The organism is Ruegeria sp. CK1 (assembly GCF_056536545.1).
In genome coordinates, this window is sequence record NZ_JBQFPX010000005.1 from 195565 (window position 1) to 210422 (window position 14858).

Consider the following 14858-nt stretch of genomic DNA (forward strand, 5'->3'; position numbering starts at 1 on the left):
ATAGGGGCTGGACGGGCACACAAACCGCTATTTTGGAACCACTTTCGATAATTTCTTTCCCTGCGTGTAAACTGATGCTCTAACATGAATGTGTCAGCCGTTGTGTTGCATAAGACGGCGACGTTGATTTCGACTTGGGGCAGTTGGAGCCATTCGATGCAGGGAAGCAGGCCACGGGCCTTCGTGAAATATTGTCTTCTCGGCGTTTTGTTTGCCGCTCCGTCATCTCTGGCAGCGTTAGAGACAACGCTAAACGCGCCGGGTGCTCCAAAAGAGCTGGTTGAACGGATTGAAGAAACCGCGTCGGTTACAACTGCCGAAAACCGTGGTTTGGACACGCCGCTTGAAATCTTGTCCGCCGCCTTGTCGGATTACCGCACCATCGTTCAGATATTGTATGATGAGGGCTATTTCAGCCCGGTTGTCAGTATCAAACTCGACGGGCAGGAAGCGGCGGATATGAGTTCGCTAACTGTGCCCAACAGGATCAACCGCGCGGTTATCACGGTCGACACCGGGCCGACCTTCACATTTGGTGAAGCCGTTGTTGCCCCTGTCGCGCCCGACACTGTCCTGCCAGAAGAATTCGCACCGGGAAAACTTGCCACAACAGGCGCAATACAGCAGGCCTCGTCTGCCGGAGTGCAAGGTTGGCGCGATGCTGGCCATGCGAAAGCCGCAGTCGAAGATCAGCGGGTCATCGCCCGACACGCCCAAAACCTTTTGGACGCTCAGATTGATCTTGCACCGGGACGGCGGCTTACTTTTGGCAAAATGTACATCAAAGGCGACACCGACGTGCGCCATCGCTCAATCGAAAAGATCGCCGGTTTCCCATCGGGCGAAGTGTACTCGCCTGCTGAAATCCAAAAAGTTGGCACCCGGCTGCGTCGCACAGGTACCTTCAGTGTCGTCTCAATCGAAGAGCGTGAAAACGCGAACCCCGACGGTACGTTGGACTTTGATGCCACATTCGAAGATATGCCCAAGCGTCAAATTACGCTCGGCGGCGAAATTTCATCGAACGCTGGATTGGACCTGACCGCGACTTGGACTCATCGCAACGTATTCCGTCGCGCTGAACGGTTAAGGTTTGAGGCCGCACTGCGCAATATTGGCGGTACCGAAGATCTGGACGGTCGGATCGGGTTGCGTTTGGACCAACCCGACAGGCTGGGGCCGGATGACAACACCTTTTGGAGCGCTTTGCTGGAACGGCGCAATACAGAGAATTACAATGTGACCGTTGCGTCGCTGGCTTATGGTGCACGACGCACCTTTTCCGACCGGCTTTATGCCGAAGCTTCGGTTGGTTTCCAGTGGTCCGACGCAGATGATGCCTATGGCACAGGGCGCAAGTTCCGATACTTCATCATACCAACTCGATCTGAATGGGATGAACGCGACAGCAAAGTCAGTGCGACCCGCGGATTTTATCTGGATGCGCAGGCCATGCCCTTTGTTGGGTTTTCAGGCACGGATAACGGCATAAGGCTGTTTTTTGATGGCCGTACTTACACAAGCCTGAACACGGGTGGACGGATTGTATTGGCAGGCCGAGCACAATTGGGATCTGTGATCGGACCTTCGGCAAGTGACGTAACGCCCGATTTCTTGTTCTTCTCGGGTGGCGCAGGCACTGTTCGCGGGCAACCATTCGAAAGCCTTGGCATTCCTGTCAACGGCGGCGTCGCTGGGGGAAAATCCTTTGTAGGACTATCCGGTGAGATACGCGGAAAAATCACAGACACGATTTCTCTTGTCGGGTTTTATGACTTCGGCACGGTGGATACGGCGTCCTTTATCGGCAGCGATGCGGAATACCACTCTGGCGCAGGTCTTGGCGTGCGGTATGATTTGGGTGGCTTCGGCCCATTGCGCTTTGACCTCGCTTTACCCGTTCAGGGTGACACAGGCGATGGTCTGCAATTCTATATCGGGATCGGACAGGCGTTTTGATACGGCAGTACACATATCCGATAATTGCCACGGCGCTGTTTCTAAGCGCCCCACCGGCTGCCTCGCAAGAAGAGGACAGCGGCGGCAGTATGATCGAGCGGTTCTTGCAGGACACGCTGTCTGGGGATGATCAGAACGTAACTGTTACAGGTCTTCAAGGAGCGTTAAGCGCACGTGCCACGATAGAACAGATCACTGTCGCAGATGACGAAGGTGTCTGGTTGACCATCAAGGACGCGGTGCTGGACTGGAACCGCCTGGCACTGATCCGAGGACGGTTTTCCGTCAATGCGTTGACCGCACAAGAAATCGACATCGCCCGTGCGCCCGGAACCACGACCAAGGATGCCCCGCCGCCGTCTGCTGAAACCGAGCCGTTTCAATTGCCCGAATTACCCGTCTCAATCGAGATCGGAGAGATTAAGATAGATGAACTAACCCTAGGCGAGCCCCTTATTGGGGTCGCCGCTGACCTGTCAGTAACAGGAAATCTATCCTTGGCCGATGGGACGCTGGACACCAATCTAGATGTTACCCGGCTGGATCGCGCTGGCGACGAGATCAAATTGACCGCTGGTTTCCAGAATAACTCTCGTGAGATCAATTTGGACTTGCAAGTGACTGAGGCTGCAGGCGGGTTAATTTCGACCGCGCTAAAAATCCCTGACAGCCCACCGATCGGCCTTTCCGTCACCGGTGCTGGGCCTCTGACAAATTTCACGGCAGATATTGCGCTGAGCAGTGACAACCAGCGGCGCGTTTCCGGACAGGTGCAACTGCGCGCTGCCGAAACCGGTGCGGCGGATGGCATTGCATTCACCGCCAATCTAGGTGGTGATCTGACCCCGTTTATGGCCGAGGATCTGGACCCATTCTTTGGCCCGAATACACGCCTGTTCGTCGATGGACAGACAAAGCCCGACGGGGCGCTGGACATCCCCGAACTGGAGCTGACGACGCAGGCCCTGAACCTCAAGGGCGAATTGCAACTGGCCGAAGGCAGCAGCTTGCAACTTGCGGCATTGCAAGGGCGCATTACTCCGCCTGATGGACAAACGGTTGTATTGCCTGTGGCTGGCGGAGACACCTCTATTGAGGCGGCGCAGATTTCAGTGCTGTTCGATCAGAAGAACGGCAATTTATGGGATCTAAGCCTGACCGCAAACGCGTTTCAATCTCCTCAAGCACGTTTGGACACCGCCCGCATCACTGCGCAAGGCACATTAGAACAGGGCAGCACATTCACCGTACAAGGGGACTTGCAGACCATCGTCGACGGCCTTGATCTGAACGATCAAGGACTTAACTCAGCTATTGGTGACCGTATCACCCTGGACGGACAATTCGACTATGGCAGCGACCAGTCCTTGAACCTGACTGGTTTCGAGCTGGTGGGGACCGACTATACTCTCGCGCTGGACGCATTGATCGACGGTCTTACCAGTGGGTTAACGGTCGACGGATCGGCCACGCTCGAGGCGTCGGATCTGTCCCGCTTCTCGGAAGTGGCCCAGCTTGACCTAGGAGGGTCAGCCTCGGCGCGCGTCGACGGGAAAGGCTCACCGCTAGAAGGCAGTTTTGACGGCAAGCTAATCGTCGAAGGTCAAAATCTGATCACAGGTCGCGACGATATCGATCCCGTTATCAAGGGTGAGACCACGATCACAATGGACGGCAGTCGAGGCAGCGATGGTATCAACATTCGCGAATTCAACCTGAACAGTGAGGCTGCGCAGGCGCAAGCCAGCGGCGACGTCACGACGTCTGATGGGAATCTGACCATTGACGGGCAAGCCAGCGTGAACGCACCCGATCTGGCAGTCTTTTCAGGGTTGGCCAAGCGCGATCTAGGTGGCGCCGTGCAGGCCGAAGTTAACGGAAAAGGTACAGTTCAAACGTTGGAGTTCGACGGAACTGCCAGCGTCATCGGGCAGAATATCCAAACTGGAATGTCGGACATTGATCCCTTGCTGACCGGTGAGACGATAATCAAATGGGATGGCGCGCGCACCGCCGACCGGATCGAGATTCGTGACGCAACAGTCAACGGCACAGCTCTTACCGCGCAAGTCGCCGCGACAGTGGACGACCCCACTGGTGACCTGGCGGTGGATGGCAACGCCCGCGTGAACGCCCCAGATCTGTCGTTGTTCTCTGGCCTCGCCCAACGCGACCTCAGCGGATCGGTTAACGCCAGTGTGCAAGGCAACGGAAACCTCGCCGACAAAGTCTTCGACATTCAGGGTAACATGGACGCCGATGACATTCAGATCGGCATCGAAATGGTCGACAAACTTATCCAAGGCCGCACGACCTTAAACGTCGATGCTGTGAAGGAGGACGAGCTAATCGATGTTCGCACCTTCAGCTTACAAGGCACTGCTTTGTCGGCAACCGCGTCGGGGCAATTGGACCGAGAATCGGGAGGATTGAATTTCACTGCTCAGCTTGATGACTTGTCTCGCGTCATCACGTCGATGTCTGGGCCGCTCACCCTGGATGGGAATGTCGCCCCAACCGGTTCTGGGCTCGATGGAAACATCAAGCTCAGCGGGCCTGACAGCTCTTACGCAACCCTTACCGGGGAAGTCGCCACAGACGGCTCGGCAGATTTGGACTTTGACGCAAAACTGAACAAGATCGAACGTTTTGCGCCCGAGTTCCCAGGCACCATCGCGGCCAAAGGCAATGCCAAACGCAACAATGGCATCTGGACTATCGATGGTTCGGCAAATGGCCCGGCCGAGATCAGCAGCACGATCGCGGGAACCTTTGATGAAACCACAGCCGAAGCTGACATACAGGCACAGGGTGGTATCAATCTTGGTGTCGCCAACATCTTTATCTCACCCAACAAGATCGAAGGGTCGGCCCGGCACAATCTTAGGCTCAAGGGCAAGCCCGCGCTTAGTTCTCTGAGCGGCAGCATCACCACCTCAGGGACGTCGCTGGCGATTCCAGATATCGGCCAAACAATCACTGGTATCAGCGGATCGGTGGAATTGGCCCAAAGCCGTGCCACCATCTCGTTGAATGGCGGTATGCGGGCCGGTGGCAGCTTTACCGTCTCTGGTCCTGTCGATCTGGCACCGCCGTTCAATGCGAATATCGTTACGCGGCTCAATCAGCTCGTGATCACGGATCAGCTACTGTATGAAACCACACTGAATGGCGAAGTCGCTATGACGGGTGCTCTGACCGGGAACAGCTCGATAAGCGGTCAGATTGTCTTCGAAGAGACCAACATCAACCTCGCCGCAGCGACCGGTGCCGTTGGCGCCGCCCCTATCCCGGAAATTGAGCATGTCAACGAAAGCGCAGCTGGCTTCCAAACTCGCCAACGTGCTCGGTTGGTCGTAGAGGAAGGCGCGGCAAAAAGCGACTCACGTATTGCATTGGATATCAGCCTGCTGGCTCCGAAGGCGGTGTTCGTACGTGGCCGAGGTGTTAACGCCGAGCTTGGTGGCAGCCTCTTTATCCGCGGAACTACAACTTCTGTCATTCCCTCCGGCCAGATCGAACTGATCCGGGGCAACATCGACATTCTGGGCCGCAGGTTGACCCTGACCAAGGGGATCGTTTCGCTGCAAGGCGACCTGAAACCCTATATCGAGTTCGCATCATCAACCAGCACCTCTGATGGCACTGCCACGATCGAAATCTCTGGTCCGTTGGATGCGCCAGCTGTAGACGTCTATTCTGACCCCGAGCGTCCCGCAGAAGAGGCGTTGGCCATGCTCTTGTTTGGCAACCGCTTCACGGAAATTTCGCCATTCATGATTGCGCAAATGGCGGCTTCGCTTGCCGAACTCAGTGGTACCGGTGGAGACGCGACAAAAGGTGTCCGCGAAGCAACCGGCTTGGATACGGTCGACGTTGGATCGGCTGAAGGCGGTGGTGGAGTTTTGGGTGCTGGCGCTTACCTCAGCGACAATCTTTATACCGATTTCAGCGTCAACACCGAAGGCGATACTGAGGTGAACCTAAATCTGGACGTAACAGACAGTTTCACGGTGCGTGGCACGGTTGATGGTCGCGGTGAAACCGGTGTGGGCATCTTTTTCCAACGGGATTACTAAGATCGCCGGATGCCAATCGGTTGCCCAACATGCTGTACAGGCTCAAGATTTGCATGGTCCCGCACCATTCGGGACAAACGTTCGACAGCCCAGTCCGGGTAAGGAGCTGATCGACCGGTCTTGTGGCTTACATTCATGAACAGCGCCTCTTGTGTGGCGCAGATGTCGCCGTCTTCTGATAGCATCTGGGCAAAGTAATGACCGCGCTTTTGATCCGCGTCCAACATGCGAAAGCGAAACCAGATCGGTTCGTCTTGCCGCACTTCCTGCAGAAAACTCATATTGGACTGCAGGATGTATGGGCCCTGCCCCAATGCGGCTACCTGCATCTCACCCAAGCCCAAGTGATCGACCATCAGCTTTTCCAGCGCCATGTCGAACGCTACGCCATAATAACCCACATTCATGTGGCCGTTATAGTCGATCCATTCAGGCAGAACCGAAAAACCCCGAATTTCGACCGGCGCGTCATAGGGCCCATCGTGACCGCTAAGTGGGTTAGTCATCGGTGTCATCCTCGAATATCGCGACGGCACGAACAAAGCCCGCCGAGGCACCTTTGATCTTGAATGGAAAGCACGAGATTTCGAATCCTGTGGGCGGGAGGTCTTCCAGATTGGTCAGCTTTTCCATGTGACAGTAACCAACATCCATCGAGGCCCGGTGCCCTTCCCAGATGATCGAAGGGTCGCGCGTTTCCTCATATTCCTGAGCCGTCAGCGCAAAAGGCGCATCCCAACTCCAAGCATCAGTCCCTGTTACCCGGACACCGCGTTCGGTCAGATACAGCGTTGCCTCGCGACCCATGCCACATCCCTTCATCAGGTAATCGGGTTGCCCGTATTGTGTCCCGGCCGATGTGTTCACGACTACAATATCCAGTGGTTGCAAGTCATGCCCGATCCGCTTCAGCTCGGCATCAACATCCGCAGCGGACACCACATAGCCATCGTCGAAATGACGGAAATCCAGTTTGACGCCTGGGTTCATGCACCATTCCAGCGGAACTTCGTCGATGGTAATCGCGCGCTGACCTTTGTTCATGGTAGAATGATGGTGATAGGGCGCGTCCAAGTGGGTGCCGTTGTGTGTGGCGATCTTCAGCCTTTCGATTGCCCAACCCTCTCCGCCAGGCAAGTCATCTTTCTGTAATCCTGGAAAGAAAGACATGACCTGCTCAGCGGTCTGATCATGGGTCATGTACTCGATTTCAGGCAACATGATCGGCGGGTCCGACACGATGCCCGTTTCCAAAGGAACGGATAGATCCACAAAACGGCGAGGCATCGGTAACTCCATCATAAATGACGGTGTCAGGGTTGGCCGCGCATAAGCAGCTGTCAAGACGCGAAAAAGGCGACCCTATCTGGCCGCCTCTTCCAAAATTCTTGAGTACTTATGTTATTCCGCCGCGATGGCGTCTTCGACCTTCTCGACACGGATCGCCGAAAACTTGAATTCCGGGATCTTGCCATACGGGTCGATGGCTGAGTTGGTCAGGATGTTCGCAGCCGCCTCGACATAGGCGAACGGGATAAACACCATGTCCTCAGCAATCGCTCGGTCGGCACGGACCATGATCTCAATCGAACCACGACGCGTGGTCAGACGGATCATATCACCTGGCTCAATACCCATCAGCTTCAGCTTGCGCGGGTTCATTGAACAGTTCGCCTCGGGCTCGACAGCGTCAAGAACCTTAGCCCGACGGGTCATGGACCCAGTGTGCCAATGCTCTAGCTGACGACCGGTTGTTGCGATCATCGGGTATTCATCATCCGGCGCCTCATCTGGCGGGATGACGCTGGCCGGGGTGAACCGGGCGCGACCATCCGGGCGTGGGAATCCATCGCCGAATACAATCGCTTGCCCCGGATCAGTTTCGGACAACGACGGATAGGTGATGGTCTCGGTCTCCAGACGCTCCCACGTGATGTTGTTGAGCGAGTTCATCGTCAACTTCATCTCGGCAAAGACCTGCGAAACGTCGGTGTAATCCCAATTCAAACCGATCCGCTGTGCCAATTCGACGGTGATCTTCCAATCCTCACGCGCCTCACCCGGAGGGGTCACGGCCGGACGGACGCGCTGTACCTGACGGTTGGTGTTCGACACGGTCCCGTTCTTTTCATACAGCGCCGAGGCAGGCAGGATGATGTCAGCATAGTTCGCCGTCTCGGTCAGGAAGATGTCCTGCACGATCATCAGCTCGAGCTTGGCAAGTGCTTCGCGTGCATGACCGACATCGGGGTCGGACATGGCCGGGTTTTCACCCTGAATATACATGCCCTTGATATTGCCCGCATAAGCCTGATCGATGATCTCGGTCACCGTCAGACCCTTCTCATTCGAGAAGTCGCGCTCGTCGTTCCAGACATTGTTGAACTTGGCGCGGATATCGTCATCCATCACCGACTGATAGTCCGGCAGGAACATCGGGATCAGACCCGCATCCGAGGCTCCCTGAACGTTGTTCTGACCACGCAGCGGGTGCAGACCTGCGCCGGGTTTGCCGACGTTACCGGTCATCAGAGCCAGCGAGATCAGGCAGCGCGAGTTATCCGTGCCATGGATGTGCTGGCTGACGCCCATGCCCCAGAAGATCAGACCGGCCTTGGCCTGCGCAAAAGTGCGGGCCACACGGCGCAACTGATCCGGTTCAATGCCGCAGATCGGTGCCATCGCCTCGGGCGTGAACTGGCTCAGATGCTCTTTCTCGGCCTCCCAGTTCTCGGTCCAGCGGTGGATGTACTGGCTGTCGTACAGCTCTTCCTCGACGATCACATTCATGATCGCGTTCAGCATCGAGACATCTGCACCGGGGCGGAATTGAAGCATCTCGGTCGCGAACTTGCGCATGCCAACGCCGCGCGGGTCCATTACGATCAACTTGCCACCGCGTTTGGTGAACTGCTTGAAATAGGTCGCAGCCACGGGGTGGTTTTCAATCGGGTTGGCCCCGATGATGATCGCCACATCCGCGTTCTCGATCTCATTGAACGTCGCGGTCACAGCGCCCGACCCCACATTCTCGATCAGCGCCGCCACAGATGACGCATGGCACAGACGTGTGCAGTGGTCGACGTTGTTGTGGCGGAAACCCTGACGGATGAACTTCTGGAACAGATATGCCTCTTCGTTGGTGCATTTGGCTGAACCAAAACCCGCAACGTTGCGCGGATCATCTTCTCGCAGAGCCATCAGTTTGGTTGCGGCCAAATCCATCGCTTCTTCCCATGAGGCTTCACGGAAGTGGGTCGAGAGGTTTGACGGATCGACGTTCAGACCTTTTTCAGGCGCATCTTCCCGCCGGATCAGAGGCTTGGTCAGGCGGTGCGGGTGGTGGATGTAATCAAAGCCAAAACGGCCTTTGACGCACAAACGTCCTTCGTTTGCAGGGCCATTGATGCCTTCCACATATTTAACCTTGCCATCCTTGACCTTCAGCGAGACTTTACAGCCGACACCGCAGAACGGGCAGACGCTTTCGGTCTCGGAATCATAGTCCTTGCTGTCCCCCTGCTGCTGATCGTCCAGCACGGTGGCTGGCATCAAGGCACCCGTGGGGCAGGCCTGAACGCATTCGCCGCAGGCCACACAGGTCGAGTCCCCCATCGGGTCGTTCTGGTCAAACACCACCTGCGCGGTGTGTCCACGACCAGCCATGCCAATCACATCATTCACCTGCACATCACGGCAGGCACGAACGCACAGGTTACAATTGATGCAGGCGTCCAGATTGACGCGCATCGCGACGTGGCTGTCATCCAGCAGCGGGATTTTCTCCGGCTCTTTCGCCGGGAAGCGGCTGTCGCTGACATCGTTCAGCTTGGCCATGTCCCAGAAATGGCTGGATACGTCATGCGGCTGCTCGGGCTGGTCTGCGACCAGCAGTTCCATCACCATCGCGCGCGATTTTTCTGCGCGTTCCGTATCGGTATTCACGACCATGCCTTCCGCCGCAGGACGGATGCACGAGGCGACCAAGGTGCGCTCGCCCTCCACCTCAACCATACAGGCGCGGCAGTTGCCGTCTGGTTTGTAGCCCGGCGCCGGTTTGTGGCACAGGTGCGGGATTACCAGTCCACGGCCATTGGCCGCTTCCCAGATCGTGGTGCCCTCGGGCACGGTGACGTCATCGCCGTTCAGGTTGAAGGTGACGGTCTTGGTTGGGCTTGCATCAAGCATGGCTCTGTCTCCCTCAGATTTCGTCAGCGAAATGTTTCATGACAAGGCGGATCGGGTTCGGGGCCGCCTGCCCCAGACCGCAGATCGAGGCATCGCCCATGACCTGACAAAGGTCTTCCAGCAGGTCCTGATCCCACTTGTCGGCTTGCATCAGCTTGACCGCCTTTTCGCAACCCGCCCGGCAGGGCGTACACTGACCGCAGCTTTCATCTTCGAAGAATCGCAGCATGTTCAGCGCTGCATCGCGGGCGGTGTCCTGATCGGACAGAACCACGACGGCAGCCGAGCCTATAAAGGTGCCATGCGGTTGCAGCGTGTCGAAATCCAACGGGATGTCATCCATTGACGCGGGCAACAGACCCGAGGACGGGCCTCCCGGCTGATACGCCTTGAAGGTCTGACCCTCGGCCATGCCACCGGCCGCTTCGATCACGTCCAGAATGGTCGAACCCGCAGGCAGCAGGTAGACGCCCGGCTTAGCCACCCGGCCCGAAACCGAATAGCTGCGCAGACCTTTACGTCCATTCTTTTCGGTGCTGTTGAGGCATTCCGGCCCCTCACGGCAAACTTTCGTGACCCAATACAGCGTCTCGACATTGTGCACCAAGGTCGGGCGATTAAAGACCCCAACCTGCGCCACGAACGGAGGACGGTGACGCGGCAGACCCTTTTTGCCCTCAATCGACTCAATCATCGCGGATTCTTCGCCGCAGATATACGCACCGGCGCCCCGGCGCAGATCGATGTAGCCTTCTTCGACGATCCCCGCCTGTTCCAGCGCGGCAATTTCACGGCGCAGAATCTCAAGCACAGCCGAGTATTCATCGCGCATGTAGATAAAGCAAGTTTCGGCCTCGACAGCCCAAGCAGCGATCAGCATCCCTTCTAGGAAGATATGCGGCGTGCGCTCCAGATAGTAGCGGTCTTTGAAAGTTCCAGGCTCGCCCTCATCCCCGTTCACGGCCAGATAGCGCGGACCTTCGTTCATTCGAACAAAGCCCCATTTCTTACCCGACGGGAAACCAGCGCCACCCAGACCACGCAGGCCCGAGGACAGAACGTCTTCCTGTACCTTCTCCCAATCGCCGCTCTCGCGCAGCTCTTTCAGCTTGGAGTAACCTCCATTGGCCTCATAAGTCGCGAATGTTTCGTATTCAGGCAGGTGCGCGTGAGTGTCGTCGGCAGCAATGGCAGCCTGCACCTTTTCTGGCGTCGCATGGTCGATGTGGTTGTGACCGATCTCAAGCACCGGAGCGGTGTCGCAACGGCCCATGCATGGCGCTCGCACAACACGGACCTCGGATGGGTCCAAACCATCTTCCAACGCCTTTTGCAACTGCTGTGCACCGGCCATTTCGCAGGACAGAGAATCGCAGACGCGGATTGTCAGCGCGGGCGGAGGAGTTTCGTCCTCTTTCACCACATCGAAATGGGCATAGAAGGTCGCGGTCTCATAGATTTCGGCCTGACCAACCCGCATTTCAACGGCCAGGGCGGCGATGTGATCAGCGCTGATATGGCCGTGTTCATCCTGAATCAAATGCAGAAACTCGATCAGCAAATCACGGCGGCGCGGGCGATCGCCCAGCAAGCGTGCAATTTCAGCCTGCGCTTCGTCCGTGAATTGACGGCCTTTGGGCGTGTGCCGCCCCTTGCCTTTACCTGACTTCCAGACGCCCTTGGGTGCGCCTGATGGCTTGGTGTCTAATGGTGCCATGATGCCCTCCGATTAAGGCTCCGTGTCTCATCAGAGTATCATATCGTCAAATCTCTTGTTGCAATCGCACGATAACGACAGCTTATCACCGTAAAGACGTCACCACAGCACGCAAAGCCTCAACCGTTGGCAGTTCCGGGTCGCGGGACAGAGTCGCCAGACAAATCGGTTTGCTGACAACGGGATCGACCAGAGGCAGCACCTTTGTTCCCTTCAGATCGCCCAGCGCCCGGACGAGAACCCGAGGGACAACAGTGGCTGCCAGCCCTTCGCGCGCCATAACCATCGAGGCGGTGAACCCGCTGGTTTCCGCAACGACATCAGGGTGCAAGCCTTGTTCGGCAAAAATCCGGTCTAGAATACGCCGGTTCTGCATCTGCGGCTCAAGCAGACTGAGCGGAAATCCCGCCACGCGCGCCCATGGAATCGAGCCCGTGTCGTCCGTCATATGAGACGGGATCAGTAGAACATAGGTTTCCTCGTAAAGAGGTTGCACCTGTCGCAGATCCGTACCGATACTGTCGCCATAAGTGATGCCGGCATCCAAACTGCCCTCGTCCAACCGATGTTGAATCGAAGTGGCTGACATTGTTTCGATCCGGGTGATGATGCGGGGATGAGCGTCGCGTAACCGTTTAATCAAGCGCCCGGTGAAGGCAATCGCGGTGGGGATCACGCCCAGAATTAGGGTACCGGTGATTTCGCCTTTTGCAGCCAACACCTGCTGTTCAAGCGCCTTTGCATCATCAAGGATACGGCGCGCCCGCTGAACGATCATCTCACCCTCTTCGGTCAGGCCCTGAAACCGGTTGGCACGGCGGACGATTGAGACACCCAACCGGTCCTCAAGATTGCGGATGCGCATCGAAAAGGCGGGCTGAGATATCCCACATTCCTCGGCCGCTTTAGCAAAGTGCCGGTGCCGCGCCAGCGCGCTGAGCAATTGCAGGTCGCGTATTTCGATCATGCCAGTGTTTCTTCTATGAGTCAGAGGCGCAGATTAGCGCGTTTACAATCCCGTGGAAGCTATCTTCGCGATTCAACATGCTGCAAATCGAAGTTTCCTCAATCTAAAGGAGCACGTTATTGTGACCCAAGTCGACATGATGGACGGAGGAGGTCAATGGCCAGAAAGTACATCGGCTTGGTCGCACGCATTTGGGCATTCACGGTTTTTCTGGCACTTGCCGGAGGAGGAGGCACGATGGCACAACAAAACGACAGTTCCACAGCAAAAGACCTGTCCCGACAGGCGGTTGAGATGTGGGCAGCAGAATCTACGATTGACGAGTCAATTTTCGCTGAAAACTATCAAAACCATCAAGCTCCTTTGGCAACAGGCGGCACTGGAAGCGTCGATCTGGCGACTTGGGCCAGTATTGTTGCAGAAAACCACAAGGCCTTTCCCGATTTGAAGGTCGAGATATTTGGACAGATCGCAGAAGGTGATCGCGTGTCCACCCATTGGCGTTTCTACGGAACCCAGCAAGGGGCCTATCTTGGCTTGCCCGCCTCTGGTCGTCCGGTCAACTGGACAGGAGTTCAGATCGACCGGATCGCTGATGGAAAGATTGCGGAAAGCTGGGTCGTCTGGGACTATTTCACGATGCGGAAAGAGCTCGGATTGGGTGACTAACCGATCAAGTGTGCCCGGCTCCTGACAGACCGGGCGCTTGCCCTATACTCAGGTGTTGAACAGGAAGTGCATCACATCGCCGTCCTTGACGATGTAGCCTTTCCCTTCGGCCCGCATCTTGCCTGCCTCTTTGGCGCCCTGCTCACCATTGGCGGTGATGTAGTCGTCATAGGCGATGGTCTCGGCACGAATGAAACCTTTTTCGAAATCCCCGTGGATCACACCAGCGGCTTGTGGAGCCGCCGTACCGGTGCGGATGGTCCAGGCGCGGGCCTCTTTCGGGCCTACGGTGAAATAAGTTTCGAGTTTGAGCAAGTCGTAACCGGCGCGGATCAGACGGTCGAGGCCGGGTTCTTCCAGACCCATCTCTTCCAGGAACATCTGCGCTTCGTCTTCTTCAAGCAAGCTGATCTCTTCTTCGATCTTGGCGCTGATAATGACGTGAGAATTGCCTTGCGCGGCGGCCATCTCGGCAACCTTGGCCGAGTATTCATTGCCTTCGGCAGCTTCTTCCTCGGACACGTTGCAGACGTAGAGTACAGGCTTGGTGGTCAGCAATTGAAGGTTCTTCCACGCTTTGGCGTCTTCGTCCGAGACTTCGACCAGACGTGCAGGCTTACCGTTTTCCAGCATCTCCTGCGCTGCGGCCAGCAGGCGGTCTTGCTGCTGCGCTTCTTTGTCGTTGCCTTTAAGTTTGCGAACCAGATTGGCACGGCGTTTTTCGATGCTTTCCAAGTCAGCCAGCATCAATTCGGTTTCGATCGTGTCAGCATCAGCAACCGGATCAACGCGGCCATCGACATGGGTTACGTCGCCATCTTCAAAACAACGCAGCACATGGGCGATGGCGTCGGTTTCGCGGATATTGGCCAAAAACTGGTTTCCCAGCCCCTCACCTTTCGAAGCACCTTTGACCAGACCGGCAATATCAACAAATGTCATCCGCGTCGGGATGATCTGTTTGGAACTGGCAATCGCCGCCAACTTGTCCAGCCGGTCATCAGGAACGGCCACATCACCCACATTGGGTTCGATGGTGCAAAAAGGGAAATTCGCCGCCTGCGCGGCCGCAGTCTTGGTCAGCGCGTTGAAAAGGGTCGACTTACCCACATTCGGCAGACCCACGATTCCCATTTTAAAGCCCATGATGGCCTCCTAAAGCGATACGACGGCGTCTTCTAGGCGGGTCCGGGGAAATGCGCAAGGCAGACTGCGTTCTGGCCCGCAAGTCCATTTTGCAACATCACAGAAATGTTCATCCTTGAGGAGCTTGCCCGGA

General features: G+C 56.5%; 9 protein-coding genes. 3 read left to right on the top strand and 6 right to left on the bottom strand.

Annotated elements, in window-relative coordinates; all coding sequences use genetic code 11:
• The first annotated feature begins 156 nt into the window (after positions 1–156).
• Together ACR0L3_RS13710 and ACR0L3_RS13715 are read left to right on the top strand one after the other, a co-directional pair.
• Complete coding sequence (locus ACR0L3_RS13710; RefSeq protein ID WP_480746300.1) at positions 157–1959, top strand: autotransporter assembly complex protein TamA; 1803 nt, start codon at positions 157–159, stop codon at positions 1957–1959.
• Positions 1956–6038 carry a translocation/assembly module TamB domain-containing protein gene (locus ACR0L3_RS13715; protein WP_480746301.1) on the top strand — a complete coding sequence of 1361 codons (4083 nt, stop codon included), beginning with the start codon at positions 1956–1958 and terminating at the stop codon, positions 6036–6038. Before ACR0L3_RS13710 ends, ACR0L3_RS13715 begins: the two co-directional genes overlap by 4 nt.
• Here ACR0L3_RS13715 and ACR0L3_RS13720 read toward each other — a convergent pair.
• From ACR0L3_RS13720 to ACR0L3_RS13740, 5 genes are all read right to left on the bottom strand, one after another.
• A complete protein-coding gene (locus ACR0L3_RS13720; RefSeq protein ID WP_480746302.1) occupies positions 6035–6544 on the bottom strand; it encodes a thioesterase family protein in 510 nt (169 codons plus the stop codon). The two genes, ACR0L3_RS13715 and ACR0L3_RS13720, sit on opposite strands and share 4 nt — an antisense overlap.
• Entirely contained in the window at positions 6537–7325 is a 789-nt protein-coding gene (locus ACR0L3_RS13725) for a cyclase family protein (protein WP_480746303.1), read from the bottom strand. Before ACR0L3_RS13725 ends, ACR0L3_RS13720 begins: the two co-directional genes overlap by 8 nt.
• Positions 7326–7439: 114 nt before the next feature.
• Complete coding sequence (gene fdhF, locus ACR0L3_RS13730; protein WP_480746304.1) at positions 7440–10226, bottom strand: formate dehydrogenase subunit alpha; 2787 nt, start codon at positions 10224–10226, stop codon at positions 7440–7442.
• Positions 10227–10239: 13 nt separating this feature from the next.
• Positions 10240–11943 carry an NAD(P)H-dependent oxidoreductase subunit E gene (locus ACR0L3_RS13735; RefSeq protein ID WP_480746305.1) on the bottom strand — a complete coding sequence of 568 codons (1704 nt, stop codon included), beginning with the start codon at positions 11941–11943 and terminating at the stop codon, positions 10240–10242.
• Between the two features lie 85 nt (positions 11944–12028).
• Complete coding sequence (locus ACR0L3_RS13740; RefSeq protein WP_480746306.1) at positions 12029–12910, bottom strand: LysR family transcriptional regulator; 882 nt, start codon at positions 12908–12910, stop codon at positions 12029–12031.
• 156 nt (positions 12911–13066) lie between these two features.
• Between ACR0L3_RS13740 and ACR0L3_RS13745 the strand changes: the two genes are divergently transcribed.
• Complete coding sequence (locus ACR0L3_RS13745; RefSeq protein ID WP_480746307.1) at positions 13067–13579, top strand: ester cyclase; 513 nt, start codon at positions 13067–13069, stop codon at positions 13577–13579.
• Positions 13580–13627: 48 nt separating this feature from the next.
• Here ACR0L3_RS13745 and ychF read toward each other — a convergent pair whose 3' ends face one another.
• Positions 13628–14725, bottom strand: a complete 1098-nt coding sequence (gene ychF, locus ACR0L3_RS13750; RefSeq protein ID WP_480746308.1) for a redox-regulated ATPase YchF — start codon at positions 14723–14725, stop codon at positions 13628–13630.
• Positions 14726–14858 lie beyond the last annotated feature (133 nt).

What these genes read in the sequence shown, in the direction of transcription:
- ACR0L3_RS13745 (WP_480746307.1), top strand. Translation starts at nt 13,067, where the DNA reads ATGGCCAGAAAGTACATCGGCTTGGTCGCACGCATTTGGGCATTCACG.
- ACR0L3_RS13720 (WP_480746302.1), bottom strand. Translation starts at nt 6,544, where the DNA reads ATGACTAACCCACTTAGCGGTCACGATGGGCCCTATGACGCGCCGGTC.
- ychF (WP_480746308.1), bottom strand. Translation starts at nt 14,725, where the DNA reads ATGGGCTTTAAAATGGGAATCGTGGGTCTGCCGAATGTGGGTAAGTCG.
- ACR0L3_RS13725 (WP_480746303.1), bottom strand. Translation starts at nt 7,325, where the DNA reads ATGCCTCGCCGTTTTGTGGATCTATCCGTTCCTTTGGAAACGGGCATC.
- ACR0L3_RS13740 (WP_480746306.1), bottom strand. Translation starts at nt 12,910, where the DNA reads ATGATCGAAATACGCGACCTGCAATTGCTCAGCGCGCTGGCGCGGCAC.
- ACR0L3_RS13710 (WP_480746300.1), top strand. Translation starts at nt 157, where the DNA reads ATGCAGGGAAGCAGGCCACGGGCCTTCGTGAAATATTGTCTTCTCGGC.
- ACR0L3_RS13735 (WP_480746305.1), bottom strand. Translation starts at nt 11,943, where the DNA reads ATGGCACCATTAGACACCAAGCCATCAGGCGCACCCAAGGGCGTCTGG.
- fdhF (WP_480746304.1), bottom strand. Translation starts at nt 10,226, where the DNA reads ATGCTTGATGCAAGCCCAACCAAGACCGTCACCTTCAACCTGAACGGC.